18 protein-coding genes are annotated in these 26,572 nt (G+C 61.7%); 16 read left to right on the top strand and 2 right to left on the bottom strand.

Going from position 1 to position 26,572, the window contains the following annotated elements:
* From NNX38_RS12805 to NNX38_RS12750, 12 genes are all read left to right on the top strand, one after another.
* On the top strand, positions 1-2,871 hold the full coding sequence (locus tag NNX38_RS12805) for a Z1 domain-containing protein (protein ID WP_255798351.1): 2,871 nt from the start codon (positions 1-3) through the stop codon (positions 2,869-2,871).
* Positions 2,872-2,923: 52 nt separating this feature from the next.
* Complete coding sequence (locus NNX38_RS12800; RefSeq protein WP_255798350.1) at positions 2,924-4,999, top strand: AIPR family protein; 2,076 nt, start codon at positions 2,924-2,926, stop codon at positions 4,997-4,999.
* A 50-nt stretch (positions 5,000-5,049) separates the two neighbouring features.
* A complete protein-coding gene (locus NNX38_RS12795; protein ID WP_255798349.1) occupies positions 5,050-7,656 on the top strand; it encodes a Z1 domain-containing protein in 2,607 nt (868 codons plus the stop codon).
* On the top strand, positions 7,653-8,660 hold the full coding sequence (locus NNX38_RS12790; RefSeq protein WP_255798348.1) for a PD-(D/E)XK motif protein: 1,008 nt from the start codon (positions 7,653-7,655) through the stop codon (positions 8,658-8,660). Before NNX38_RS12795 ends, NNX38_RS12790 begins: the two co-directional genes overlap by 4 nt.
* Complete coding sequence (locus tag NNX38_RS12785; protein WP_255798347.1) at positions 8,650-10,503, top strand: hypothetical protein; 1,854 nt, start codon at positions 8,650-8,652, stop codon at positions 10,501-10,503. The genes NNX38_RS12790 and NNX38_RS12785 overlap by 11 nt, the downstream gene beginning before the upstream one ends.
* A complete protein-coding gene (locus NNX38_RS12780) occupies positions 10,500-11,393 on the top strand; it encodes a hypothetical protein (protein WP_255798346.1) in 894 nt (297 codons plus the stop codon). Before NNX38_RS12785 ends, NNX38_RS12780 begins: the two co-directional genes overlap by 4 nt.
* Entirely contained in the window at positions 11,390-12,142 is a 753-nt protein-coding gene (locus NNX38_RS12775; protein WP_255798345.1) for a hypothetical protein, read from the top strand. The genes NNX38_RS12780 and NNX38_RS12775 overlap by 4 nt, the downstream gene beginning before the upstream one ends.
* A gap of 86 nt (positions 12,143-12,228) precedes the next feature.
* Positions 12,229-15,096: a PD-(D/E)XK nuclease family protein gene (locus NNX38_RS12770; protein WP_255798344.1), complete on the top strand. Its 2,868-nt coding sequence runs from the start codon at positions 12,229-12,231 to the stop codon at positions 15,094-15,096.
* Positions 15,093-18,416 carry an exodeoxyribonuclease V subunit beta gene (locus NNX38_RS12765; RefSeq protein WP_255798343.1) on the top strand — a complete coding sequence of 1,108 codons (3,324 nt, stop codon included), beginning with the start codon at positions 15,093-15,095 and terminating at the stop codon, positions 18,414-18,416. The genes NNX38_RS12770 and NNX38_RS12765 overlap by 4 nt, the downstream gene beginning before the upstream one ends.
* Complete coding sequence (locus NNX38_RS12760) at positions 18,409-18,987, top strand: GIY-YIG nuclease family protein (RefSeq protein ID WP_255798342.1); 579 nt, start codon at positions 18,409-18,411, stop codon at positions 18,985-18,987. The genes NNX38_RS12765 and NNX38_RS12760 overlap by 8 nt, the downstream gene beginning before the upstream one ends.
* A gap of 31 nt (positions 18,988-19,018) precedes the next feature.
* On the top strand, positions 19,019-19,672 hold the full coding sequence (locus NNX38_RS12755) for a hypothetical protein (protein ID WP_255798341.1): 654 nt from the start codon (positions 19,019-19,021) through the stop codon (positions 19,670-19,672).
* Entirely contained in the window at positions 19,669-20,061 is a 393-nt protein-coding gene (locus NNX38_RS12750; protein WP_255798340.1) for a hypothetical protein, read from the top strand. Before NNX38_RS12755 ends, NNX38_RS12750 begins: the two co-directional genes overlap by 4 nt.
* Here the strand turns inward: NNX38_RS12750 and NNX38_RS12745 are convergent.
* A complete protein-coding gene (locus NNX38_RS12745) occupies positions 20,058-20,234 on the bottom strand; it encodes a hypothetical protein (protein WP_255798339.1) in 177 nt (58 codons plus the stop codon). The two genes, NNX38_RS12750 and NNX38_RS12745, sit on opposite strands and share 4 nt — an antisense overlap.
* Before the next feature lie 94 nt (positions 20,235-20,328).
* On the opposite strand from NNX38_RS12745, the gene NNX38_RS12740 reads away from it, so the two are divergent.
* On the top strand, positions 20,329-22,026 hold the full coding sequence (locus tag NNX38_RS12740) for an NERD domain-containing protein (RefSeq protein WP_255798338.1): 1,698 nt from the start codon (positions 20,329-20,331) through the stop codon (positions 22,024-22,026).
* A 14-nt stretch (positions 22,027-22,040) separates the two neighbouring features.
* Here NNX38_RS12740 and NNX38_RS12735 read toward each other — a convergent pair whose 3' ends face one another.
* Complete coding sequence (locus tag NNX38_RS12735) at positions 22,041-22,703, bottom strand: NUDIX domain-containing protein (RefSeq protein WP_255798337.1); 663 nt, start codon at positions 22,701-22,703, stop codon at positions 22,041-22,043.
* Positions 22,704-22,795: 92 nt separating this feature from the next.
* Between NNX38_RS12735 and NNX38_RS12730 the strand changes: the two genes are divergently transcribed.
* The 3 genes from NNX38_RS12730 to NNX38_RS12720 are packed head-to-tail and all read left to right on the top strand — an operon-like array spanning position 22,796 to position 26,529.
* On the top strand, positions 22,796-23,740 hold the full coding sequence (locus NNX38_RS12730; RefSeq protein WP_255798336.1) for an ARPP-1 family domain-containing protein: 945 nt from the start codon (positions 22,796-22,798) through the stop codon (positions 23,738-23,740).
* Positions 23,737-25,215, top strand: a complete 1,479-nt coding sequence (locus NNX38_RS12725; RefSeq protein WP_255798335.1) for an ADP-ribosylglycohydrolase family protein — start codon at positions 23,737-23,739, stop codon at positions 25,213-25,215. Before NNX38_RS12730 ends, NNX38_RS12725 begins: the two co-directional genes overlap by 4 nt.
* A 60-nt stretch (positions 25,216-25,275) precedes the next feature.
* Positions 25,276-26,529: a hypothetical protein gene (locus NNX38_RS12720; RefSeq protein ID WP_255798334.1), complete on the top strand. Its 1,254-nt coding sequence runs from the start codon at positions 25,276-25,278 to the stop codon at positions 26,527-26,529.
* Positions 26,530-26,572 lie beyond the last annotated feature (43 nt).

Genomic DNA, 26,572 nt, shown 5'->3' with positions numbered 1-26,572 from the left:
ATGACGGATGCATTCCTATTTCCAGTCTCTGCGGTTGAGGCGACCGCACTGTCTCTCCTTAAAGACTCCGACACCGATGAATACCGTCCGGACCTCACCGAAGATGAGATTCGATTGTCTTTCGATCGTGCACGTACGCGGCTTCCGACGGCCTCAACCGAATCGCAAATGGACGAGCTCGTGGAGCACTGGGTACAAAAGCTGACCGCTACCGGGTCCTCGAGCGAAGGCGGCCCGCTCGTCAAGGACGATCACATACCGTGGCTGCAGAAGAGTAAGGCCGACATCGTATGGCGCCGCTGGTTCGCCTATCGGCATATGCTTTCCGACTCCGGGCGTTCGGGCGCAGTTCTCGACGGACTGGATCACTTCAGCGACGAGATTCTTGACCTTGCCGGGGACCCGAGAAGGACCGGCTTCTGGAATCGCCGAGGCCTTGTTATTGGCGACGTACAGTCAGGGAAAACCCAAAACTATCTTGCTCTGATGAACAAGGCGGCCGACGCAGGTTATCGCGTTATCGTCGTCCTCTCCGGGAACACCGAATACCTGCGTCAGCAAACGCATTCCCGGATCGACGAGGGGTTCATCGGCAGGGACACGGCACTCACCGGGATGCTTAACGGAGCTCGCGTTCCCCGAGACGTGCATATCGGTATTGGCAACGTGGATCGAGGGATCGCAGATGCCACATCTCTCACCACGACTCTGATGGATTACTTACAGGTGAGTCGAACCGCCGGGGATGTCGCCCTACCGACGCCTAGCTCCCCGCCGTTGGTGTTTGTGGTCAAGAAGAACACCCACGTCCTCAAGGCAGTGCAAGGATGGGCCCACGCTAAAGCCGGCAGCCACCAGAAGATCGATCTACCGTTGTTGCTGATTGATGATGAGTCCGACTACGCGTCGATCAATACCAACGACGAAAGCGATGATCCCACTGCAATAAACTCAGCTATCAGGCGGCTTCTAAACCTCTTTACCAGGTCCTCTTACCTGGCTATTACGGCGACGCCCTTTGCCAACATCTTCATCGATGACGAGGCAACGGCTTGCCTCACCGAGGATGGCAAGGAACTGCCCGACCTGTTTCCCGAAGACTTCATTTACCCCCTGGATGCTCCCAGCAACTACGTTGGCGTCCGGGCGGTATTCGGGCGGACGCCGGACGAACCCGGAACCCAGGTACAGAAACTCAAAGACGCTGTTCGCTGGCTTCCCTTAAAACACAAGAAGATTCAACGCCCCCAGGGCCTGCCTTCTAGCCTTGAGGAGGCGCTCCGTACTTACCTACTGGCCAACGCCATCTTGGACCATCGGCTGAAAGCACCCGCAAAACGTTCCATGCTGGTAAACGTTTCGCGCTTCACCGATGTCCAAAACCACGTGGCGGACGCACTTCGTGAAGCGCTTTTTCAATACAAAACAGCCATTCAACTGCACGCTTCCGCTTACGCTGCGGGACGGACACATCCGCTACTAGAGGAGCTGCAGGGAACCTTTGCGCGCCAGTACACCGCGAGTGGTGCCTCCTGGGAAAGTGTTCTGTCCCAGCTGTCAGCTTCAGTCGCGGAAGTGCGAGTCAAGGTCTATAACTCGGCGCCGGGGATCGATCCCTCTGAATATGATGGCGAAGTGCCGGAGAGGCAGATTGCCATCGGCGGTGATTTGCTCAGCCGCGGTTTGACCTTGGACGGACTGGTGGTCAGCTATTTCCACCGGAACGTTGCCGCTGCCGACACTATGATGCAGATGGCACGCTGGTTCGGGTACCGGGACGGGTACCAAGACATTTGCAGGCTGTGGATCAGCGAAGGTACAGCTGCGGACTACAGATTCATTGCCACAGCGGTGGAAGAGCTCCGGGTGGATCTCGCCTATATGCGTCGAAGCAAAATGATCCCCCGGGACTTCGGTCTCGCCGTGCAGCAACACCCCGAGTCACTTCTGATCACCGCCCGAAACAAGTCAAGGCACGCCGTGTCAGCCCAAAAGGAAATCAACCTGCTGGGACGCAATTTGGAAACCACGAAACTCTCCACCAGTGTTGAAGTCCAGAGGGAAAACCACACTTCCATAGTCAAGCTGTTGAGCGAAGCGGTGGGAAACGGCTGCGCCGTCGACAGGACCCGCCGGGGATATACGCGCGTATGCTCGGTCCCCAAGGACCTGATCGCTGACGCGCTCCGCCTCTTTTCGGCGGCACCCGATGACGTACTGTTCAACGGTGCAAGCCTGGAACGCATGGTGCGCAGCAGCGAAGGTGATCTTTTCAAAGAGTGGGACATCGTCGTTGTCAACGGTTCCGTGAAAAGAAACGCGCCCCTCACCCTCGGACCCCTCAGTGGGTGTTATCCCGTTGAACGGCAGATGCTTTTTCGTCCGTTGTTCTCCAAGGACGGGACGTCGAGAGGGGCGTCGCTGTGGGTCAGTGGCAAGCGCGGCCGCTTGGCAGGTCCTGAGGATTTGCAGAAACTCCTCGACGAAGAGATCGAGCAACAAGCTTCCGGAAGATACATGGAGGCTCTCCGGGAGCTCGGTCAGGACGCAAAAAGTTCGATTCCCGAAACCGCTTTTTACGGTCACCTCAGCAAGCCTCAGCTGTTGATCTATCCGCTGTATGTCAGCGCAGGCGGAGCAGACCAGAGTCGAACCATTGAGGTGGAGGATTTGGCCGAGCTTCCGCGGAACACTGTTGAGTTAATGCGCACACTTGAAGAGGCGCAGAAACAACATCTCCCGTTTATGGCTCTCAAGGTTGCCCTACCCAAAACCGGCTACGACCCGCGTGGGCGCAACGGCCGCGCCAAATACTTATTAAACCGCGTTGCCCAACGTTACTGGGTCTCGGATTACGAACAATTAGCTTAGCTGCAGCACAACCGATCCTCTCAGGGATCACCATCAAGACAATGGGGGACAAATGGATATTGAGAGCTACTTCCAGCAGCAGGCCGCTGCTGTCGGTGCCTTGGCTAACGCCGAGGGAGAATTCGTCGCTACCGCCTTTACCAGGCACTGCGGAGAAATACTGACCGAAGCGGGCGAGTTCGATGACATCGAAGTCTTGGACTTCGAGGGCGCGGGTACCAATCAGCGGAAACTCAAGGTCAATGGCTACGACCTCGAGAACGCAGATAACAGTATTGCCGTCGTCGCAAGCGTCCATTACGGGACTGAGACTATTCAAACGCTCTCGGCTACCGACGCCAAAGCTGCTCTCAGGGCCCTTCACTACTTCCTGCTGGATGCACTCGATGGGAGCTTCATGCAGGGGCGAGAACAAAGCTCGCCGGCATATCAGCTCGCGTGGGATCTGCGGAGCAGGGGCAGGAACGTTTCGCGCTACCGCCTCTATCTCATGACAGATGCCCGGTTGAGTGATCGTTTGCGTTCCCTGCCTTCTGAGGACATCCACGGAATCCCCGTGGACTTTCATCTTTGGGATATCGAGCGTTTCCACCAGCTCCACCAGTCCCAGAGCGGCCATGAGCCGCTTCAGATCGATCTGACGGAGTGGGCAAACCAAGGGCTTCCCGCGCTTCGGGTCGAATCCACGCCAGAGTTTGCGACCTACCTGACCTCCGTGCCTGGCCGGGTCCTGTCCTCCCTGTATGCCAAGCATGGGAGCCGGCTGCTCGAAAGTAACGTGAGGTCCTACCTCAGCAATAGGGGCAAGATCAACAAGGGAATCCGTGCCACAATCCATTCCGCTCCGCAGAACTTCATGGCCTTCAACAACGGAGTAACTGCCACAGCAACTAGTGTCACAACGTCTGAGGACGGAAGTTCCATTCTATCGATCGAAGATCTGCAAATAGTGAATGGCGGCCAGACCACCGCGTCGTTGTTTTTTGTGCAAAGGGAAGCAAAATCTGAGGGAGTTTTGGATGGCGTCTTCGTCCAAATGAAACTGGTAGTCGTCGCTCCCGCTCTCGCCGCCGAGCTCATACCGAACATTTCGCGGTTTGCGAACAGCCAGAATGCAGTCAGCTCGGCGGACTTCTTTTCCAACAGTCCATACCACGTCCGCCTGGCCGAGCTCTCGCGCAAGGTGCTTGTCCCGTCCCGTTCCGGTGCCGTCCACAGCACCCACTGGTACTACGAACGTACTCGCGGGCAATATGAAAATGAACGCAGCAAGCTTTCACGCTCAGAGGCCGTCCGTTTCGAAAATCTGAATCCGAAGTCGCAAAAGTTCGATAAACCGGCATTGGCCAAATACCTTATGTCATGGGACCAGCGGCCCCACACTGTGAGCTCGGGGGCACAAAAGAACTTCGTTGCTTTTGCCGATATCGTGGCCAAGAGCTGGGATAAGGATCCAGACCAGTTCAACGAACAGTACTTTAAAGAGACGGTAGCCAAGGGCATCCTCTTCGCCGAGGTCAGGAACGTTATCAAGAATGCTGACTGGTATCGCAAGGCGTACTTGGCGAACATAGCCGCCTACACCGTTGCCAAGATTGCCAGCTTGGTAGAACGGCAGGGACAAGGCAAGGTCTTCGATTTTGACGCCGTGTGGTCCGCACAAGCCGTGCCGGACTCCGTCCTGGTAGTCGCGAACCAGGTGGGACGCCTCGTCCAGGAGGTTCTCACCAGCGAACATCGGAGTACAACGAACGTCACGGAGTGGGCCAAAAAGGCCCAGTGCTGGGACACCATCAAAGCCATGCCCTACACGTTGCCCGCAGACTTCCTCTCGGCTTTGGTTGACGCCGCCACCGTCGCTGCCCGCGGCAAAGCTGCCAAGGCGAACCAAAAGGTGGACAATGGAATCGGCCTGCAAACCCGGCTCTATGAGATCCCAACAGAGCATTGGAAGGCACTGGAAGGGTTTGCCGGCATGAACAGGGTCGCTTCCCCTACCGACATGAGCATCTTGGGACTTATGACAGGACGAAAATCCGGAGTCCCTTCAGAAAGGCAGGCTGCCAGGCTCATCCAGCTGGTTGCCAATGCCAATGAACGGGGATTTACCCTCTTTAGTCCTTGGTGACACGTCACCACACGGTTGCTTTACTCTCGTATCAAGTTCAAGGATGAAAAATGGCCCTAAACGCCCAAGGACTCGCGGCGCTGGATACCCTCGAAGTTCTTATAAAAACCAGCGTTTCCAAAGACGCTGCCATAAATACCTTGCGTATTATGCTCAACAATGACGGGTTGGTTGAGGACGTTCTTACCGAACGCGACCTGATCATCAAGCAAAGACTCGCCGACGCTCACGACGTCACCGTATTCGATGAGGAATCGGAAACGGAGCCATGGTATGCCGGCCCCCAACCCCATGATGTCTTCTGGCCGAGCCTCAAGGCAAAGCTGCAAGCCGACCCGGGTTGGGCGAATGCCGTTCCGTCTCTCGACAAGACCTCCACAGATGTAGTGTCCCTACTGGCCGATCCGCACAGCGAAACCATCCGGACACGCGGAATGGTGCTCGGTTATGTCCAGTCGGGTAAAACTGCCAATTTTACTGCCACCATCGCGAAGGCCGCTGATGCAGGCTACAGACTGTTCATAGTCCTTTCCGGCGTGCACAACTCCCTGCGACGCCAGACCCAACTGCGCCTGGACAGTCAGCTTTGCGATTTGAGACCGGCAGACTGGGTCCAGCTAACAGATGAATTCGGCGATTTCGGCAATCCCGTCAAAGCGCTTCCATTGGTTGCCGGGTCACAGTTGCGGCTGTTGGCAGTGGTAAAAAAGAACGTTTCGCGGCTCACAAATCTTCGCGACTGGCTCTTGGACGCCCATGAAAAGGGCGGTCTTAACAAGTGTCCCGTGCTCATCATTGACGACGAGGCAGACCAGGCCAGTCCCAACTCCGCAAGAGATGCAGAGCTCGATCAAACAGCAATTAACGGCTTGCTCGTTGATCTCTTAGGGTTGCCCCGTGTGGCGTACGTGGGATATACCGCCACACCGTTTGCCAACGTTTTGGCCAATCCCGCAGACCCACAGAACATTTATCCGCGGGACTTCATCTATTCCCTCCCCAAGCCGGCCGGATACTTCGGCTCCGAAGAACTCTTCGGAGCCCCCGTGGCTGAGCCGGAAGAGAGCTCCGATGACCAGGGCCACAACATGATCAGATTCGTACCTGAGTCCGAAGCGGAGGCGTACAAATCCAGCCCTAAGAGCCCCTACTCCCCCAAAGTGACCCCCAGCCTCTCCGACGCCATCCGCTGGTTCCTGCTGGCTACGGCTGCACGGCGGTTTAGAAACGGAGAGGCCAAGCACTCCAGCATGCTGATCCACACAACCATGAGGGTCGAGCCTCAGAACACTTTGGTGCCGGTTATCCGGAAACATGTGAAAGACCTGCAGAAAGAACTCCGAAGCGGCGACACGACGAAGTGGCAGAACCAGTGGGAATCCGAAGTGCAACGGGAACCGGCTGCCCGCCACAATTTGGTAGCGCCGTCATTCGAAGAGTTGCTGGGCCTGCTACCCGACGTACTCACTGACACGAAGGTGGTCGCTGACAACAGCGCCTCGCCCGAGCGCCTCATTTACGCAGCGGACCCAGCGACGGTCATTGCCGTCGGCGGCAACACGCTTTCTCGGGGCTTAACTCTGGAAGGCCTTGTGTCCTCATTTTTCCTGAGGACAGCGGGTGCCTATGATTCCGCACTTCAGATGGGACGCTGGTTCGGGTATCGGCGTGGTTACGAGGATCTTCCTAGGGTCTGGACTACCCGCAAGCTCAAGGATGACTTCCAGTTCCTCGCAGAGATTGAAAGCGACCTTCGATCAGAAATCAAACGCTATGAGGGCGGAGCTGCGTCGCCACGTGATGTGGCAGTACGCATTCAGACCCATCCGCGAATGCAGGTGACGTCTCCCCTGAAGATGCAGTTCGCGATAAAGGCATCTGCCTCTTTCAGTGAAACCCACCCCCAAACGACATATTTCGACCGCACCGATCCCGAGATTCTGGCAGGAAACATTGAAGCAACGAAGGAGCTTCTATCAGCCGCAAAAATCGATGCCCTTGATGAGGGGGTATACGGTGAGAGGATCGTTTTCAAGGGAGTTCCTGCTGAATCAATACTGAGCTTCTTGGGTCACTATCATTTTAATGACAAGTCCGAGATGTCCGAGGGCATGCTCTACGACTATGTAAAAACGCAACTGGAGTTTGGGGCGCTCCATGAATGGAACATTGCAGTGGTCTCGAAATCCGGTCAAAGTGACAAGTCTGCGGAAACACTCGACCTTGGCCTCGAGCAACGCGTGAACCTGATCACTCGTTCACAGCTCGTAAGCAGTGATCCAGAAGTAGCCAACATTGGCACGCTGATGTCACGGGTTGATCGTGTACTCGATCTGGGGTGGACCGCCAGCCAGGCTAAGGCTGCGAGCGATGCTCAGCTACAGGAAGTTCGCAATGCTGAGGGACGTCCGCTGCTAGTGATCTACCCCATTGATAAGGACTCGGCACCCCAACCCCATTTGGACCGCCGCAAAAAGTTGAATGCCGCGGAGCATGTGGTGGGTGTGGCGTTCTCCTTCCCCGCCGCTGCCGCAGGATCGGAGCCGAAGAACGCCATTCAGGTGGATGTGTCCATGCTCAATACTGACGAAGCCGACGACAGCCTGAACGCCTACGTGGATGCTGAGGGCTCCCACGACAAGGTGGCTCTGGGATGACCGAATATCCAGACCTTCTTTCAGTGTGGATGGTCAACTCCGCAGAAGGAACGGGAACTCAAGGGATTACACAGGCGAACCCGATCGGCGTCAGCGTTGAGGCGGGCGACGTCTTGGCAGCGCTCGACTCGAAGGCGGATCGTCATCTGCTCATCCCCTTGCTTCCCGGCGAGGCTGTGACCCAACAGGCTGACGGGGCGGCGGTTCGCTTGAGCAGGGTGAAATTTCAGTCACGGGATTACTTAAGTGCGTTCTGCACGGTGCGAAGACTGGATACAGTTTTTACGCAATTCGCACGTGAACTCTTGGAGGTGCTTCGTGAATCGGAGTCTCCTGCACATGACGTGACACGCGCATTCCAAGAGTGGAAAGCCCTCTTCGCTGCAGCCTCGGGGCCGGAGCTAAACGTTTCTGAGCAGATAGGTCTGCTTGCTGAACTCCAAATGCTGGAAAGGCTGGTTCGCGCAGGAGACCCTCAAGCTCTGTCTCACTGGCACGGACCCGATAAGTCACAGCATGATTTTTGTGCCGGTGATACTGCCATAGAGGTGAAAGCGTCCCTTGCTCGGGAAGGACGCCGGATCGGCATCAGCAGCCTCCACCAACTCGAAGCACCGAACAACGACGCGGGCAAGTTATTCCTGGCCTATACCCGGTATGAGCGTTCCTCGACGGGAGATTCGCTGCCAAGTATGGTCGATACGATTCTCAACCTCGGGGTGGAATCGTCTCTCTTCGAACGAAAACTTCGCAGGGCGGGTTATTTCGACTCGCATAGAGAGGCATATCAGAACTCAAGGTTCACTCTGAAAGAGCAGAGACTATACGACGTCCAACAAGAACACTTTCCAAGGGTGATTCCGCGTTCATTTGAGCAATCTGAGCTTCCCCCAGGAGTGGTGTCGATAACCTACGTCATTGATGTAACCAACGAGCCACCCACACCCTTGGAACAAGTTGAAATGCTCGACCTAATTGAGGGATTTGCAGACAGTGATTCTTGATTGGATTCCCGAGCGGTTTTCCCCTAGTGGAGGGTTAGCGGCTGACGGGTTCGCAAAACTACTCGGCCGCCCCAATCTCGACCCTCTGGCCGTTTTGGTGAGGGAAACAGCACAAAACAGTTGGGACGCGCGTGATGGAAGTGGAGCACCGGTGGTTTTCAACATCGCTGCCGAGACCTTGGCGGCGAGCGTTGTCACTTGCCTTCGTGAATCCGTTTTCCACAACGCCTCCGAACTTCCGGATCCCACGCTCGCGCACTCCCTTCAACGCCCGGACCTAGTGGGCCTATATGTGTCCGACCGCAATACGAAAGGACTTGGAGGACCAGTCCAAGGGCATCTGGAGTCGACGGATGGAAACTATGACTGGGTCGACTTCATCCTCAATGTGGGCAAAGCCAACACCGACGGCATGACCGGAGGTACCTACGGCTTCGGCAAGACCATTGCCTACATCGCTTCACGACCCCACACCATAGTTGTTCACAGCCGGGCTAATCATAACGGTGCTCCCGTGAGCCGCTTGATCGCCTGCAGTATCGGTAGTCAGTTCGCGCTCGGCGGGATCCTCCATACAGGGCGCCATTGGTGGGGCAGAGACGATTCGAGCGAACCCGTCCCGCTGGAGGGCATTGAGGCAGACACGCTCGCCGCTCGGCTTGGTATGCCGGATATCGCTGAAGGCTCGCTGGGAACGAACATTCTGATCCTTGATCCTGACTTCGGACACAGAACCATCCACCAGGGCATGACCTTTATTGCCGAGTCGGTTTTATGGCATCTCTGGCCCAAGCTCGTTGGCAACGATAGGGCCATGGATATCCGAACAACCCTCGACGGTTCAGAAATCTCCATTCCGAAACCGGATTCAAGACCGCCCCTAAACCACTTCGTTGCGGCCTACTCGGCTCTCAGGGGAGACGGTGGTGAACCAACAGCAGTTGTGCGGCTCCATGAGATTAAGCGCAACAAAGAGCGGCTTGGAAGGCTGGCAACAGTCCCGTTTCCGACTCCCCCTTTCAGCGCACCCGTGGCTATTGATGACGGGTACAAGCCGGATGATCCTGACAGCCCGCCTCCGGCCTCACCGTTCACGAACCGGGCCTGTAACCACACGGTGCTGCTACGTTCCCCGGAACTCGTGGTTGAGTATCGGGAAGGTCCGCCAGCCAAGGAAGGTATCGAATGGGCCGGTGTTTTTCGCGCTGACGATGCCATGGACGACGCATTTGCTCATGCCGAACCGCCAACGCATGATTCATGGCAACCGAACCTCGTCACTCTCCGCGACCAGCGGTTGCGTGTGCTCAAAGCCCTTCGTGAAATCGACCACGCAGTCCTGACGCAGTGGGGCAGGCCAAAGCCGGCAGCAGCTGTTGAATCGACCAGTACAGCCGCGGTGGCTAACGCACTCTCCCACTTGGTCGGAACCGCCGGGCAGGGCAAGGGGCGGCCCGGGGCGTCCGGCGGTGGCGGCGCCGGCAAGAGGGGTCTGAAGCGCGTGTCCATCGAGCTACTCGACGCCGGCCCCCGAATGCTCGGCAACCAAACCGCCTCTTATCTGCGCTGCCTCGTGACACCACCTAAGGGCACTGACGTCACTTTTGTCACTGTTTCTGTGGGGGTTGCGCTGGATGGTGCTACGAGTGACGCCACACTGGACCCCCAGCTGGAATTGATCTCCGCGGAGTACGACGGGAACCGAGAACCTTTGAAGGGGCACCGCTCTGGGTTCAAAGTCTTCGGTGACGAGCCCGTACACGCAGTCATCTGCGCGAAACGTTCATCAGCATCCAGTGTTCTCTGGGATGTTTCAGCGGATGTAGAAAGCAGTACTGCATGAAAATCTCCGTGTCACCTTTCTACACTCCGGACCCAAATTCAGTAGTTCATTCAGGGTGGTTTTTCTCCAGAAACGGTTCCGGCGAAGCGCTTCCGGAAGAGATGGACTCGTGGGATTACCAGACTGTGCTCAGCCTTCAAGCTGAGGTCACGATAGACCGTCCGCTTATCCTCGCTCAGTGCCGGATGGGGGAAGGAAGTCAGTTCCGGGTGGTCGTCAAAGCCAAATCCGATTCGACCAAAGCCGACATCCTGCTCTTGGATGCAGCAGCCCCTGCAGATGCGAATGTTTCCGTTCCACTCCAGCTTGATGTTCCCGGCACCGAGTTAGGCGGACGCCTAACCCTTACCACGTTCATTCTCGTAGATGCCTCCGTTCCTCTGGATCCGTTGGCCCCACACCAGCGGGGAAGCATCCTTTGGAAGCACTCGGTACATGTCTATCTCCAGGGGATCGGGGCCCAGTTCCCAACGGATGCGGAAGATTTCCGGCGAACACGCCCGGACACTCCCGATGCCCTTTGGCAGCTGGATGCCGACCTGTCCGACCCGGAAGCCTCCTTTGCAAGTGCCGTGCGCCTGTCCATGAACACGTCACAGCCGGCGATTAGGCGTCTCCTGCAGGGACTGCACACTCCGGAAAACAAGCAGCTGCAGCATTTGCTGGACATTGATGTGACCCGCCAGATGGCCGTCCTGGCAGTGCAGTCAGATACAGTTCTGGACCGGGATCCCGACCATGAGGACCCCTCGGTGGCAGCCGTTCTCCGATGCCTCCTGCAGCAGCTGTGGCCACAAATCTCGGATCCGCACATTCTCCGGAAACTCTGGGACAGTGAACCGTCCAAGTTTGAGGCCCATGTGCAAAGCACCATAGGAAAACTGTCATGAGCATCTACATCTATCCCCGATTGCCCCGCGACGTCGCGCACAGGATTATCGCCGAGCTGGCCGACAAAGGCCTCACTGAATTGGTCGGCTATGGTGCCCTTAGCCATCCTTCCGCGGCCCCTGCAGCTGTAGGCGGAATCCCTGTTCCACAACAAGAGCTGCAACGGATCCAGGACGGACTCCGAGAGATCGCATCCAGGTACGGATTTCCCTCCAAGCTCGATCAGCGATCCCAACAAAATCTCGACCGCACCTTGGGCACCTACCTATATAAGGAGCTCGGAATTGTCCCCGGAGACGCCGCCGTCGAAGGTGTCTGGAGTTTCCTCACGCTGGTATTGGTTCCCGAGCTCGCACCCTGGCGTTTCCCCCAGAGAGCTGAGAATCGACTTATAGGCGTACCCCGAAACGCACTCCGTCGCCTCTGGTGGCGGGCGTGGGCTCTTGGGCCGGACCTGAACGCGGCCCCCGGTGGTTGCTCTCCATTGGGTGAGGACGAGTTTGTGCAGATTATGGAACGGTCCGGCCTTTCGGGGAACCGAAAAGCAGCAAGGGCAGCCCGGGATGCAGTATGGCGGGCTGAAGCGAACGGGCTGCTGCCCATACTTCGAACTGAACTGATGAGGGGGTTGATCCCCCGGGTGTTGGCTGCCCGCTCGCATGTGGTTTTGGACATCCTCTCGGACGACGAACTCGCCGCACTTCTGGATGGGTATGTGAGGCAGGTCCTCGAGCGACCACGGCTCTGATTTGTACTGAGTGCTTGTGTAAACGTTCCCCGCGGTTTCAATCACCTACTGCTAGGTTGAGTGCACTTAATAACAAGGGGAGTTCATTGAGTACAGATCCATCCGGTGCTGATTCAACACCGAGCGCAGGGGCCCGGACGCGGTCCCACATCAGCACACCACATGCACTGCATGCCCTGGCCGACGCCGTCGCAGCGGCCCAGCAGGGCCGGCCGCTGCAGCCGGTCACGGTGATCGCACCCAGCCGCGCCTCGGCACTGGACCTGTCCCATTATCTGGGCCGAATCCTCAACGACGGCCGCGGCAGCGCCGCCGTCAGCACCACCACGCTGGCTGATCTGGCCGAGGAACTCGCGGCCGCAGATGGTCGGCTCTCCGGCCGTGCCCCGCTCCCGGCCATGGTCCGCGAAGGCGCCGTCACCGCAGTCTTGGCCGAAGCGCCCGGGCTGTTTGCCGAAGTCGCCGACCAGCCGGCCACCGCACGCGCGATCGCCGCGACCTCCGCATCCCTCGACGCAGCCTACCCCGACGACGTGACCGGCCTGTCTCCGCTCGTGTCCGAGGTCGCCCGCGTCCACCGAGCCGCTGCCCGAGTTCTGGGGAGCAGCTGGTACACCAAACACGACCTCTATTCCGCTGCCGCTGCAGCCCTGCAGACGCCGCGGATCCGCAAGCTCCTCGGACCGGTGATCGGTTTCCAGCTCGCCAACGAGCAGGACCCGTCCGCCGCAGCGTTCCGTGCCGCTCTCGAACAGCACGCCCGCGCCACCTACCTCACCGCGGCGTCCTCCCCCGCCCTGGGCGAGCAGGTCCTCAGCGCGTCCGACGCCGACGACGAAGCACGCGCCGTCGTCCGCCTGGTCATCAATAAACTGGCAGCAGGCACTCCCGGCCACCGCATCGGCATCTTCTATTCCGCGGCCGACCCCTATCGTTCCCTGCTGGCCCAACGCCTCGACGAAGCCGGCATCACCTTTGTCGGCCCGTCCGCGCATGGCCTGGCCGACACGGGGCTGGCCCGCGGGCTGGTGAATCTCCTCAGCCTCGATCCGGCGAACCCCGATGTTCGGGTGATTCTGGACGTGATGGCACAGGGTGTCCTGTACTGGAGCCAGGACAACCTGCCCAGCAGCGCCGTCTGCGAGCGGCTGCACGCCTCTCCCCCGGCCGAACAGGAGGACGCGGACGAAGGCCAGGAACCAACGGAAGCAGAACAAAAGCGGCAGCAGGACTACGCCCAGTTCACCGGGTTCTTCGCGGTCCTGGGCGAACGGCTTGCCGAGGTCTTCGCCGCCCGGACCTGGGCCGAGGCCGCAGGCACTCTGGGCGGCTTCATCTCGGAGTTCCTTGGCCAGCGGGCCGCAACGGAACGCCCGGAACTCGCCAAGGCCCGCGAGACGCTCCACGACGTGATCCGCGACCTCGAACTGCTGCACGGAATCGCCCCGGCACCCACGGCGGCGGCGGTACGCGCCGCCGTTGCCCGCGGTATTGAGGCCCGCCGGTTCTGGACCGGCAGCAGCGGCACCGGGGTAATCCTGGGCTCCTACGACGACGGCGTGGGCCGGGATCTCGACGTCGTCTTCGTCACCGGCGCGGCGGACGGACTCGCCCCCGCCCGTATCCGGGAAAATCCGCTGCTCCCCGACAGCGCCGGCCATCTGCTCGCGGTAAAGCTGCCGACTGTCCACGAACGTGCCGCCGCCCGGAAGGAACAGTTCCAGCGGCTGCTCGCCACCGGCGTCGAGCGCACCATCCTGTTTCCCCGCGGCAACCTGCGCGCCGGCGGAACCCTGCTGCCTTCGCGCTGGATCGCGGGCACAAAGGTGACGGACCTGCCCTCCTTCGCGCATGACCTGACGCACGGTTCCCCCACAGGCGTGGCAGCCACGGGCCAGGAGTGGCGCGTCCGCCATCTTCTGGCCACCGGGGCCCTGGCGGCCGATCCGGTGCTGGATTCGGTGCTGGAAGTACGGGCCGACCGCCGGAACGGAACCTTCTCCCGCTTCAACGGCAACCTCGCCGGGGTTTCCGGACCGATCATCGATCCCCGGAGGCCCATCTCCCCCACCAATCTGGAGGACTGGGTCGTCAGCCCTCTGGCATACTTCCTGCGCCGCGTCCTCAAGGCCGAGCTGTTTGAGGACGTGACCCTTGAGGTCCAGATCAGCAGACTGCAGCGCGGCAACCTGATGCACCGGATACTAGAGGACTACGTCCGCGGCCTGACCGACGGCAGCCAGACCGCTTCCTCCGAGCGGTTGCTGGAAATTGCCGAGAAGGCATTTGAGGCCACCACCAATCCGGCCTGGCTGCGGCACACCTGGGACCGGGACAAGTCCCGGATCCGCACCGACCTGCAGAAGGTCCACGACATGGACCAGCAGGCGCGCGACGCCGGCTGGCAGCACGTAGCGGTGGAAGCCGAGTTCGGCGCCGAGGCCGGCGAACCTCCCGTGGAACTGGACCTGCCGAACGGAAACACCGTCAGGTTCCGCGGCAAGGTCGATCGTGTAGACCGGCACTCCAACGGACAGGTGCTGGTGATCGACTACAAGACCGGCAAGGCGGACAAGTATAAGAAGCTGACCCGCGAGGATCCCACCGCCGGTGGCACCCGGTTTCAGCTGCCGGTCTATGGAGTGTTCGCCCGGCGTTTAGTTACGGATCCCGCAGCGGAGGTCCGGGCTGAATACCGGTTCATCACCGCCGCCGGGAAGTATGAACGGGTGGGCTACGAGGTGGGTCCCGACGTCGAGGCCCGGCTCCGCGAGGACGCCGGACTGGTCGTGGCGGCCCTGCAGGCCGGGATCTTTCCGCCCCGGCCCGAATCGGACCACTACATCAACCACACCACCCTGATGGGCGCCGCCGGAATGCGGCACACCTGGGAGCGGCTCAAGGACAGCCCCGCCCTGGGCGACTATTCCCGCTTCTTCGAGGAGGACAAATGAGCCAGCCGAAGACCTCCCCGTTCCCGGCCCAGCCGGACCTGAAGGACGCCGACGACCGGTACGTCATCGGCGATGCCCTGGACACCACCGTGTTCGTCGAGGCGGGCGCCGGAAGCGGCAAGACCCATGCCCTGGTCGGGCGCATCGCCGCCCTGGTGGACGGCGGCGTCGACGTCGGCGCGATTGCCGCCATCACCTTCACCGAGAAAGCCGCCGGCGAGCTCCGGGACCGGCTGCGCGGCGAACTCGCCAAAACCTACGGGCTGGATGAGCTCCGGACCGAGCGGCGGAACACCGCGCTGGACCGCCTCGATGCCGCACCCATCGGGACCATCCACTCTTTCGCCGCCCGGCTGATCGGCGAATACCCCATCGAGGCCGGAGTGCCGCCGCTGATCACCGTGGTGGACGAGCTTCGCGCCGAGATCGCCTTCGAACACCGGTGGGAAGAGGCACGCCAGGCACTGTTTACCGATCCGGCGGCCGACGCCGCGCTTCGGGTGCTGCTCGCCGTCGGCGTGACCCTGGACCAGCTGCGGAGTGTTGCCGCTGCCCTCGACGGCAACTGGGACAGGCTTCGGACCCACCCGCCGCTGCGGCAGAGCGTTCCGGCGCTCGATGTGGGGCCGCTCCTGCGTGTCGCCGAATTGGTCCTCGAGCAGAAGGCTGTCTGCACCGACCCGACGGACAAGCTCTTGGCATGCTTCCCCTTGGTGCAGGAGTGGCGGGACGAGCTCGAGGAGGTTCGCGGATCGGGGGATTTCGGGAGGATCATCGACGTCCTGAACACCCTGCCCTCCACCGGCTACGCCAGGAAGGGCTCCAAGAAGAACTGGGGCGGCGACGTCAAAAGCATCCAGCAGCAGTTCCAACTGTTGGTCGAAGAGCGGGACGGGCTGATTGCCCGCCAGGTGTCCCCGGCCGTCAACACGGTCAGCGCGGTCCTGGCCGAAGTCCTGCTGGCTGCTGCGAAGGTGCGCCAGCGCAGCGGTGAGCTGGAGTACCACGACCTGCTCGTCCACGCCCGCGACCTGCTGGTGGGAGACACCGAACCCGACGCCCCTGCACGCCTGCCCCTCCACCGGCGCTACACGCATCTGATGCTGGACGAATTCCAGGACACCGATCCGGTCCAGGCCGAGATCGCCGTCCGTCTGGCGGCGGACACCAGCTGCGGCCCCGACGGCTGGGAGGACCTTCCGGTGGCACCGGGACGCCTGTTTATGGTCGGTGATCCGAAGCAGTCCATCTACCGCTTCCGCCGGGCTGACATCGCCACCTTCCTCGCCGCCCGTGCCCGCGCCGTCGCGGATCCTGGTTCCGAGGTGGCCACCCTGCAGACCAACTTCCGCTCCGGAACGGCGCTGTTGGACTGGGTCAACGCGGTCTTCAATCACCTGATCGTTGGAAACGGGACCATCCAGCCTCCGTACGACCCTCTGGTTCCGGACCCGGCCCGGCCGGCCTGGCACGACGACGACGGTCCCGCCGTCGTCGTGCTCGGACGCAACGGTGCCACTCCCGATGAGAACGGAAAGGTGACCGCGGCGGCCCGGAGCCGGCAGGAAGCGGCCGACGTCGCCGCCGCGATCCGCCTGGCCACCGGCACCGGCGGAACGCCGGCGTGGCAGCACCAGGCTGGAAACAAGGAAGGGTTCGCACGGCGGCCGCTCCAGCTGCAGGACGTCTGCATCCTGCTGCCCACCCGCACCGCGCTGCCCTATGTGGAGGACGCCCTGGACGCCGCGGGCATCGAATACCGGGCCGAAGCCTCCTCACTGGTCTACGCCACGCAGGAAGTGACCGATCTCCTGCTGGCCCTGCGGACACTGGCCAACACCGCCGACCAGGCAGCCCTCGTACTGGCCTTGCGGTCGGCGCTCTTTGCCTGCGGCGACGACGACCTTTTCCGCTGGAAGCAGGCCGGCGGAACCTGGAACCTGTACGCGCCGGCGCCCGAGGGACAGGAGAACTCCCCGGTGCGGGCCGGGCTGGCATACCTGTCCGGTTTGCACCGGGAACTGCCGCTGCTCTCCCCTGCGGAGCTGATCGAGCGGATCGCCGCCGACCGGCGGGTGTTGGAGGCAGCAACCGATACCCCGCGTTACCGCGATGTGTGGCGGCGGATCCGCTTTGTCACCGATCAGGCCCGGGCCTGGACGGAAGCGACCCACGGCGGGCTGCGGGACTATCTGGTGTGGACTGCCGTGCAGCAGGAGGAAAACGCCCGCGTCAAGGAGGCAATGGTGCCCGAGACCGATATGCAGGCGGTTCGGATCATGACCATCCATGCTTCCAAAGGCCTGGAATTCCCGATGGTTGTGCTGGCCGGTGCCGGCTCCGCTCCCAAGCACTCACCTGAGCCCGCCCTTTGGGACGAGGCAGGCAACGTGTTCATCCGCTTCCGTAAGGGGGTCTCGACCGGCGGCTATGCAGAAGCTGCCGCCGTGGAGAAGACGTTCACGGAGGCGGAACGGCGACGCTTGCTTTACGTCGCCTGCACCCGGGCAGAGAGCCATCTGGTCGTCTCGCACTATAGTGGTTCGTCCAGCAGCCTCAGCGCCCTCCTGGCGTCGGTCGACGACGACGAGCTGGCCCCGGAGCGGGAGTTGCCGGAGGATCTCCTACCGCTGCACAAAGACCGAAGCACGGCCGTTCCGGTGCCTGCCTGGGACGATTGGCTGGCTTCAAGTGCCGGCTGGGCCGCCGAATCGGCGCGTGTGTCCCGAACCTCGGTTACCGCTCTGGCGAAGGGTGACGGTAATGGGGTGACGACGAACTACGGTACCGCGGACGTGTTCCATGCGCCGGCCGGAATCGAGGAAGTGCTTCCAGGGTTCGCCGGCAAGCCGGAGGAACACGGGACGGTATTCGGCACCTCGCTGCACCGTCTGCTCGAACTCACGGATCTGGAACTGTCGCCGTCGCTTCCCGGGCTGGCGGCCGACGTCGCTGCAAGCGCGGGCCTGCGCAACGCTGCCGATCTGGAAGCGTCCGCCCGGGCAGCGCTGGAGAGTGCCCCTGTCCGGCGGGCTGCCGGACGCGAGCACTGGCTCGAACTGCCGATCATGGTGCCCGAGGCCGGTCACACCGTAGAGGGCATCATCGACCTGATGTACCGGGAGGATGACGGCAGTCTGGTGATCGCCGATTTCAAGACCGATATCAGCCTGGGACAGGACCAGCTGGCTGCCTATTGGCGGCAGCTGGGGACGTACGCCAAGATGATCGGCCGGATCACCGGCGAAGAGGTCAGTGAACTGGTGCTGATTTTCTGCCGCGCCAGCGGTGCCGAGGTTCTGCGGAGGACGCATGGTTGAGGATTTTCATTTCACGGATGAGTTTTCGGCTACTAGAGCGGCCAGCGAGTTGCTTGCCGCGCCCCTGGTGCCATCGTCAGGGGTTTTCACCAAGGTCCTCCCTCCTCGCACCCATGGCATGTATGCCTGGTGGATGAATCAAGGCGTGGTCCCTGGTCTTTCAGGCCTAACACATCCTGTGGATCCGAGTCTCGAGTTGCTCTACATCGGAATCGCTAGCCGGACGAACAGCAGCCTTTATGCCCGGCTGAACACGCACCTCACGAAGACCAGCCGACGTTCTACCCTGCGGCTCTCATTGGCTTCGTTGTTGGCTACCCGGCACAGCTGGACAGCCTCGCTCGTTTCCGGACGACCCGCGCTCGATCCTGGATTCGAAAATGACTTGACGCAGTTCATCCATAACTCGTTGGCTCTTTCATGGATTCAGCATCCGGCGCCTGGGGATGTCGAAGAGCAAATGATCCAGCGGCTTCAACCGCCCCTGAATCTGGATGGAAACAGCACACATCCGGCTTACTTCTATGTGAAGACAGCCCGTGCCGCCTTCCGGGCAACTGCTTACTCCTAGCAATCACTCAAGTCCTATCGAAAGAAACGTCATGAACCCGCACACTGATGTCCAAAGACTCGCCGGCTTCATCAAAGCCGAATTGCCCCGCGACACATGGAAGCCTTGGCCCGGCGGCTGGCCGGAGCAGATCGAAGCCGCCCTGATCGATGCCGTGCTGAGCATCGCCGCTCAGTACGGCACGCCGGAAAACGGTGTCCGCGGCGCGGTTTCCCGCTACCGAAAGGCGGTCGAAACCGACCGACCGAATGATCTGTCGAGGTTGGCCGATTACGGCCCCGAGGAGCTGCAGGCCGTCCTCAATGACCAGAAGGTCAGCGGACGCACCAAGGCATCCGCGATCGTTGAAGCCGCAGGGAATCTGCTGGCTCTCGGAGTGAAAACGGCCTCAGACCTCGATCCGCACGACGCGGCCCAGAAGCGGGCCTACACATGCGTCCACTGCCTCGGCCCGGTGACCTGGGAATACTTCGGCATGCTGCTCGGTAAGCCGGGAGTGAAGGCAGACCGCTGGATTCTTCGCTTCGTGAACCGAGGACTGGGACGAGATTTGACGCCTGCCGACGCGCGTTCTCTGCTGCACGAGGTTGCCGGCCATCTTGATGCCACTCCCACGGATTTGGACCACGCCATCTGGGCGTACGAACGTGAGCGACAAGCCCCCGAAGGTGTGGCGACTGAATGAAGGACAAAATTTGGGACGCCTTCCACGAATCCATCCACGAGGAAATCAAGTGGCTCAAGGACGGGGACTTCGTGTCCATTGAGTACGGACAGGAAATCGAGGACGCTGTCTCTCCCTATGCTCAGGTCGCCCGCGAAGGCGATTACTACTGGTGCGAGATAGTCTCCAACACTTACCTCCCCGGCGACACGTGGCCGTTGCACGGAGACATTCTTCGCGATGCCGGCTGGAACCCGCCGAACGAGGACTGCCCGAACTGGTACAGCGAACGGTCCGGCGCAGTGGCTGCCACCGCTGCGGTCATCCATGGCCTGCGGTACGGGCGGGCGTGTTCCGATCCGGACTTTATGAAATGGCACGCCGCCACGGCGCCGCCGCCGCTGGACTAGACCCCGCAGCAGTGGATCAGCACGCAGACACTTCCCGTGCACAGGGTCAGGATCGCCGTATCCACGCCGTCCGACGGCCGCGGATAGGCGAGCGAGGAGGGCACGCCCCGACGTTCCCCGTCGGACCGTGTGCTCGTGGCGCTGCGCCGGACCGCGGCTGGGAATGGTGACACGTCGTCCACCAGGCATCCGGTGCCTCTGACCAGCCTTACTGCGCGGTAACCTGCTCACAACGTCTGGCGCACTGCCGGCATACGAGGGGGAACCGTGGAGTGCATACCTGAAGAGCCGATGTTTGGCGAAGGCAGCCTCGCCGAGAAGGCAGTCTGGGAGGCACTGCGTGCCCAGTTGCCCGACGACGTCGTACTCGCACACTCAGTCCAGGTGCGCCATGGGCGGGCCGAACATGAAATCGACATTCTGGTGCTGTGGCCGGGTGTCGGGTTGGCGGCGATCGAGGTCAAGGGCGGCAGGATCTCCGTGGAACAGGGCCAGTGGTACCAGTCCGACAGGCAGGGACCACACAGAATCGGCAGCCCCATCGCGCAGTCCCAAGGCGCGCAGCATGCCTTCAAGATGTGGGTGCAGGACCAACTCGGCGCACCACTGGTCAGCAGATTCGCCTACATGGCGGCGTTCCCGTACAGCACGGTGCCCCAAGATTGGGAAATGGCCGGGGTTCCGCGACCGCTCATCCTGGACTCCGATGATCTGCGCGATTGCCGTGAGCACCTGCGGGCAGCCATCGAGACCCAAGCGCAGGGCGGAAGTCCGCTCGCACCCAGCTACGCCCAGCGGATTGCCCGTCTGCTGTCCGGCGACCTCCAGCCCGCGTCCGCACCGTCACTGACTGCCTTGGAGCTGGAAGATCATCAAGAACAGCTCACCGAACGGCAGAAAGTCCTGCTGGATTGCAGCCGGTCCATCCCGCGGGCACGGTTTGTGGGAGGGGCTGGCAGCGGTAAGACCTGGCTGGCGGTCGAGAAAGCGAAGCGGCTGGCCAAGGAGGGGAAACGGGTAGGGCTGTTTTGCTACAACAGGGGCCTTGCGGAGCACTTGCGCCGGCAGGCCGACGGCTGGCGGCAGGCCAAACCGGTGTTCGTGGGCGAGTTCCATGAGTATGCCGTCTCGCTCGGGGTTCCCAACGGTTCTGGACAGGCCTACTTCGACGAGGAAATGCCGGCCCTCATGAAGGACCTCGCGGCCGATCTGCCGCCTGACCAGAAGCTGGACGCCATCGTGATCGATGAAGCCCAGGACTTCGCTCCCCTGTGGTGGGAGAGTTTGCTCGCCTGCCTCAAGGACCCCGCCCGCGGGGAGATCTACGCGTTTATGGACGAGCGCCAGAATGTTTACGGCCGCTGGGATTCGCTGTCGGCGGGGACCTCGCTTGATCCCACCGCCGGCCTGGTCACCCTGCACATTGACGAGAATCTTCGCAACACCAAACGCATTGCCCACACCTTCCGCGGGTTTGCCGGCAAACACTTCGCGCCGCGCGGGGGAGAAGGCCTGCCGGTGCGCCTGGTGCCGTGCTCCACAGAGGATGCTCTGGACGTGGCCGGGGACTGCGTCGATGCCCTGATCACCGAAGGGTGGGCCAATAACCAGATCGCGTTTCTGACCACCAAGAATAGGCACCCCGTCCACAAGGGTTTCGAGAACGACACCGCCGGATATTGGACGGCGTTTCACGACGATGAGGAGGAGTTCTACGGGCACGTCCTGGGATTCAAGGGGCTGGAACGTTCAGTGGTCATTCTCTGCGTGAACGGGTTCAAGGACATGAGTCGGGCTGCTGAACTGCTCTATGTGGGCCTGTCCCGAGCACGTTGCCTGCTGGTAGTGGTGGGCGACCCCGTCCTCATCGCCGAGGCCGGCGGAGAAGATCTGGCGCGTGCCGTGGACCGGATGCAGGAGTGGCAACAGCAGTTAGATCCTGTCCCCGGCAACAGCGTCCCCTAGCTGTCCCAATACACCTAGTTCCCGTGCCGCCACAACCGCGACGGCCGTCCGCGGGTACCGTCCGACATCTGGCCGGTACCGGCCAGTTGCGGCTCCATCAGGCGGCGGAAGGTGTCGCGCATCAGCGGCCGGCCTGCCACTGCCTCGTGCAGGTCCCTGAGTTCCTTCAGCGTGAAGGGTTCGGGCAGCAGGCCTGCCGGATCGGGGGTCTGCGCATAGTCCTGCCGTATTCGCTCAACCGCCAGGAGCACCATATCTGCGTGGCCGTAGGGCAGAGCAGCGATCAGGTCCGCCTCCGCCGCGATCGAAGCCAGACGAACATCGTCGGACTGCAACGGGGTTTCCAACTCCCGGAACGGGACTGCGTCCACATGGGCTACGGACAGTGTCCAGCCCCGATCATCCCGGCCCGGATCATCGAAGACATGGAGCTGCTGAGGGACCCTCCCCTCGATTCCGGCCTTGTCCCCGAGGGATCGCAGGACGGCGTCCGCCAGGGTCTCGCGTTCCCGCAGGAACGTGCCAGGCAGCGCCCACTCCCCCGCGTGGTGTTCCTCCCGCCTGCGTACGAGTAGGACCATCAGTTCGTCCCCTGCCACGGTCAGCGCTGCGGTGTCCACGGCCACGGAAGGCCGCGGATAATCCAGGAGGGACAAGGGCATACGGGACTCACTCATACCCTCATTTATCTCAATCTTGCGCAAAAGATGCAACCGGGGCATACTGGAACTACTTAGCTCAGATATGCGCTAAAGCGAGGAGGCTCGACATGCAGATTCCACAACTACACGTCGGCGCCGGCGCTGCCGTCGGCCCACTTACGGTCTTCCCCGTCTGGACAGCCGGACGCGGGAGGCTCGGCATCAGCACCGGGCTCCACGCAGACCTTGCCGTCTCCGAGCTGGCGACGGGTGCCAAGGTGGGCCAGCTGACGGCCCGAAACAACGGGAAACGCGCGGCCCTGCTGCTCGAAGGTGAGCTGCTGGAGGGGGGACAGCAGCACCGCACCTGCGCCCGCGACGTCCTCATCGACGCGGGTGAAACCTTGGACATAGACACGTTCTGCGTCGAGGCAGGACGGTGGGAATCCGGCCAGAACGCACACCACCGCCAGGCGCGGAGGGCACCGCTAAACGTCCGCGCAGAGCTAGCTGGCGCTGGGTCCACCCAATCCGGAGGTCGACGGCAGGAGCAGATCTGGGCACGGGTCCGGCGTTTCGACGCCGCCCGTGGGCCCTCAGCCACCAGTTCCCTTCCCGAGCATTTGGACCGGTTCGGCAGCCACGACAGGCACCGCTTCGCCAGCTCCGTACCGGAGCTGCTGGAAGGCCAGCGAGGCGTGGTGATCGGCGTCAGCGGACAACCCCTGCTGCTGGAAGTTTTCGGCACCGCCACTTTGTTCCGACGCCATTACCAGCAGCTCATGGACGCTGCGCTGCTCGATGCGGCACTGTTGCCCACTGCGACCCAGAGCACCGTGCCGATGCCCGGCCAGCTCGCCCGCGACTTCGCTGCCATCGCCGGAAGCATCGATTTCGGCGAGTTCTACAGCGAGGGCGTCCGGCGCCACGACTCGATGCGCAGCCGTAACATCTTGGGGATCCACGGCCCCGTCATCGCAGAAGGCATGGCCGTCCGGCTCCCCAACAGGGAACCCGACATTGCCCACCTATCCTGCTGGAACACCAAACATCCACTTATGGAGGCCCTATGAACCTGAACTCACAGCAGAACCACCGCGCCGCCGGTGTCCTCGTCGCCCTCGCCGCCGGAGATGCCCTCGGCGCCGGCTACGAATTCGATGCCCCGCTGCCGAACGGCACCGAGGTCACGATGAAGGGCGGCGGCCCGTTCGGGTTCGACCCGGCCGAATGGACCGACGACACCTCCATGGCCATTCCGATCGCCGAAGCCTTCCTCGACGCCGGCACCACCCCTGATGCACTCACATCCACGGTCCGTGCCTGGACTACATGGGCACGCGATGCCAAGGATGTCGGTGCGCAGACCAGCAACGTCATCGCCCGCGCCCGCCGCATCGCCAGCGACGACGGCCGGACCGACCCGACCGCTGACCACTTCGCCCGCGCTGCCCAGGAGTTCCACACCCGCGCAGGCCGCAGCGCCGGCAACGGCTCCCTGATGCGCACCGCTCCCCTGGCCCTGGCCTATCTGGACCGGGATCCGGCCGAACTCATGGAGGCGGCCGGCGTGCTCAGCGCGCTGACCCATGTGGAAGACGACGCGCAGGAAGCCTGCGGACTCTGGTGCGTCGCCATCCGCGACGCCGTCCTGACCGGCAACCTCGAAATCCGCACCGGCCTGCCGCTTCTGCCGGCGGACCGCGCCGCAGTGTGGCTGGAGCGCATCGAAACCGCCGAACGCTCCCGGCCGCGCGACTTCACGAAGAACGGATGGGTGGTGGAAGCACTCCAAGGCGCGTGGAGCGCCATCTCCACCACGCGCACCGCGGCCGGCCCCGACCATCTGCGGGCCGGACTGGAAGAGGCGGTCCGCGGCGGCCGGGACACCGACACGGTGGCCGCCATCGCCGGGTCCCTTCTAGGCGCCGCCTACGGCTACTCCGCCGTTCCCTTTGAATGGCGCCGCAACCTGCACGGCTGGCCGGGGCTGCGGGCGCACGATCTGATGACGCTCGGCGTCGAACTCGCCTCCGGTGCGAGACGACGTACGCAGGAGTGGCCGCGGGCCGAGCACCACGATTACAGCTCGTGGAGCAGGACCGATGTCCTGGTCCAGCACCCGGACGACGACGGCGTCTGGCTCGGCGGCGTGGGCGCAGTGGCCAGGACTGCCGAATTGGGCATTGATGCAGTGGTGTCCTTGTGCCGGCTGGGCACGGCCGATGTTCCCGGCATCGCTCCGGAGAACCATGCAACGTTCTGGCTCGTGGATTCGGCTGCCGCGGATTCCAATGCCTACGCCGGCTACGTGCTGCAGGAGGCTGCCGCCGCCGTCGAACGTTTCCGAGCCGAGGGTAAGAAGGTGCTCCTGCACTGTGTGCGCGCCGAATCCCGGACCCCTACGGTTGCTGCGCTCTACGGCTCACGGGTAGCCGGGGTGACTCCGTTGGAGGCGCTGGAGCATGTGCGTCGGGTACTCCCCAACGCCCACCCGAATCCGGTGTTCCGGGAGCTGTTGGCTGCTGAAGACGGTTCCGCAAACTAACCCCGGTATGCCCTAGGACTACCGCACTTTCATACGGTCCGGCTCATGCCAGAATGAAGCGTGACCCGAGACTCCCATGATGTTGAAATCGTCCTCTCCGAGCACGGCGCCCTAGTTGCCGGACCTGACGGAGCCATCGCTGCTCTACTTGCACGTCTGGAACTCCCCGCTACCTCGGTGGAGTCTGCAGGGCAATCAGCCAAGGACCTTTTCGCAGGTCTGGTGGGTATCGCCGGGGTGGCGTCAGCATTCGATCCCAAGTGGATGCGGATGACCAGTGAAAGCTACGCACAGTTGCAGGATCTCGGCGGTTTTAAGATGGATGCCCAAGGGCTGATCTCCGGCGTGCTGCGCGGCGACAAAGGCCGTATTGATCAATTCCTAAAATTCGATGCCGTTGGCGGCGTCAACCCGTTGATGATGTCCAACGCGGCCACCTTGGCTGCGACTATGGCTCTGCGTAGCGCCATAGCCCAGTTGGAGTCCCTCGTGGAAAGCATGGACGTTAAGCTCGACGTCCTACTGGAGGACAACCGAACCGCTGCTATCGGTGATGTCCAGGGCCTGACTTCGGTACTCAGCAAGGCGTACTCGCTGTATGAAAAGACTGGGCGCATCAGCGAGACCGTCTGGAGCCAGATCGCCGGACATGATTCAGCGTTGGCCCAAGCAGAATCGACGGCCCGTAACCACGTGGACAACCTCGCTGTCTCCGTAGGCAAGGGTTCGTTTACGGCCCGCGCCGATGAGGTCCACCGGGTGGCCGAGGGTGAGCTACAGCACTGGCTGGTCATCCTGGCAGCCGTACAGGCCAACCGGCAACGGCTGGATGTGCTGGAGCTAGCGCATCTGCGCGAACGGGATCCGGATGCCGTCGGGCCGCATGCTGAGGAAGCACGTGCTTCATTAGAAGAACGACGGCGTCTGCTCACACAGAGCGTCCAGCGTCTCTCTGATGCACTCGCCAACACAGCGAATGTCGGCGACGCGAGTCGCGTCCGTAATCCCCTGCGCAGCCGGAAACTTATCCTGGAGGCTGAGCAGTCGTTGAGGATCATTTCTGCATTCGTGGAATCGACAGAAATCGACGTCACCGTTGCGGGGGAATTCGAGCGCGAACCGTGGCGCAAATCCCTTACCGATCTGGCCAAAGGTACGGCAGCTGACGCTCGAGCCGTTGCTGCCGCTGTCCCCCGAGAGGTGAACCGCCGGAGGGAAGACGCCTTGCTGCAGAAAGCCACCAAAATCCAAGAGCGCCGCGCCATCAGAGATGGCTCGGCCGGTACGGCACCGAAGGGCAACAGCGAAGACTAGAAAGTCACCCGTGCGGGACGCCTCATTCCGGGACAATCCGAAG

It is taken from the genome of Arthrobacter sp. zg-Y238, assembly GCF_024385525.1.
Lineage (GTDB): Bacteria > Actinomycetota > Actinomycetes > Actinomycetales > Micrococcaceae > Arthrobacter_B > Arthrobacter_B jinronghuae.
The sequence above is the reverse complement of the archived record's forward strand: the minus strand, read 5'-3'. Positions and strand labels throughout refer to the sequence as shown.

What these genes read in the sequence shown, in the direction of transcription:
- NNX38_RS12805 (WP_255798351.1), top strand. Translation starts at nt 1, where the DNA reads ATGACGGATGCATTCCTATTTCCAGTCTCTGCGGTTGAGGCGACCGCA.
- NNX38_RS12800 (WP_255798350.1), top strand. Translation starts at nt 2,924, where the DNA reads ATGGATATTGAGAGCTACTTCCAGCAGCAGGCCGCTGCTGTCGGTGCC.
- NNX38_RS12795 (WP_255798349.1), top strand. Translation starts at nt 5,050, where the DNA reads ATGGCCCTAAACGCCCAAGGACTCGCGGCGCTGGATACCCTCGAAGTT.
- NNX38_RS12790 (WP_255798348.1), top strand. Translation starts at nt 7,653, where the DNA reads ATGACCGAATATCCAGACCTTCTTTCAGTGTGGATGGTCAACTCCGCA.
- NNX38_RS12780 (WP_255798346.1), top strand. Translation starts at nt 10,500, where the DNA reads ATGAAAATCTCCGTGTCACCTTTCTACACTCCGGACCCAAATTCAGTA.
- NNX38_RS12775 (WP_255798345.1), top strand. Translation starts at nt 11,390, where the DNA reads ATGAGCATCTACATCTATCCCCGATTGCCCCGCGACGTCGCGCACAGG.
- NNX38_RS12765 (WP_255798343.1), top strand. Translation starts at nt 15,093, where the DNA reads ATGAGCCAGCCGAAGACCTCCCCGTTCCCGGCCCAGCCGGACCTGAAG.
- NNX38_RS12760 (WP_255798342.1), top strand. Translation starts at nt 18,409, where the DNA reads ATGGTTGAGGATTTTCATTTCACGGATGAGTTTTCGGCTACTAGAGCG.
- NNX38_RS12755 (WP_255798341.1), top strand. Translation starts at nt 19,019, where the DNA reads ATGAACCCGCACACTGATGTCCAAAGACTCGCCGGCTTCATCAAAGCC.
- NNX38_RS12750 (WP_255798340.1), top strand. Translation starts at nt 19,669, where the DNA reads ATGAAGGACAAAATTTGGGACGCCTTCCACGAATCCATCCACGAGGAA.
- NNX38_RS12735 (WP_255798337.1), bottom strand. Translation starts at nt 22,703, where the DNA reads ATGAGTGAGTCCCGTATGCCCTTGTCCCTCCTGGATTATCCGCGGCCT.
- NNX38_RS12730 (WP_255798336.1), top strand. Translation starts at nt 22,796, where the DNA reads ATGCAGATTCCACAACTACACGTCGGCGCCGGCGCTGCCGTCGGCCCA.
- NNX38_RS12725 (WP_255798335.1), top strand. Translation starts at nt 23,737, where the DNA reads ATGAACCTGAACTCACAGCAGAACCACCGCGCCGCCGGTGTCCTCGTC.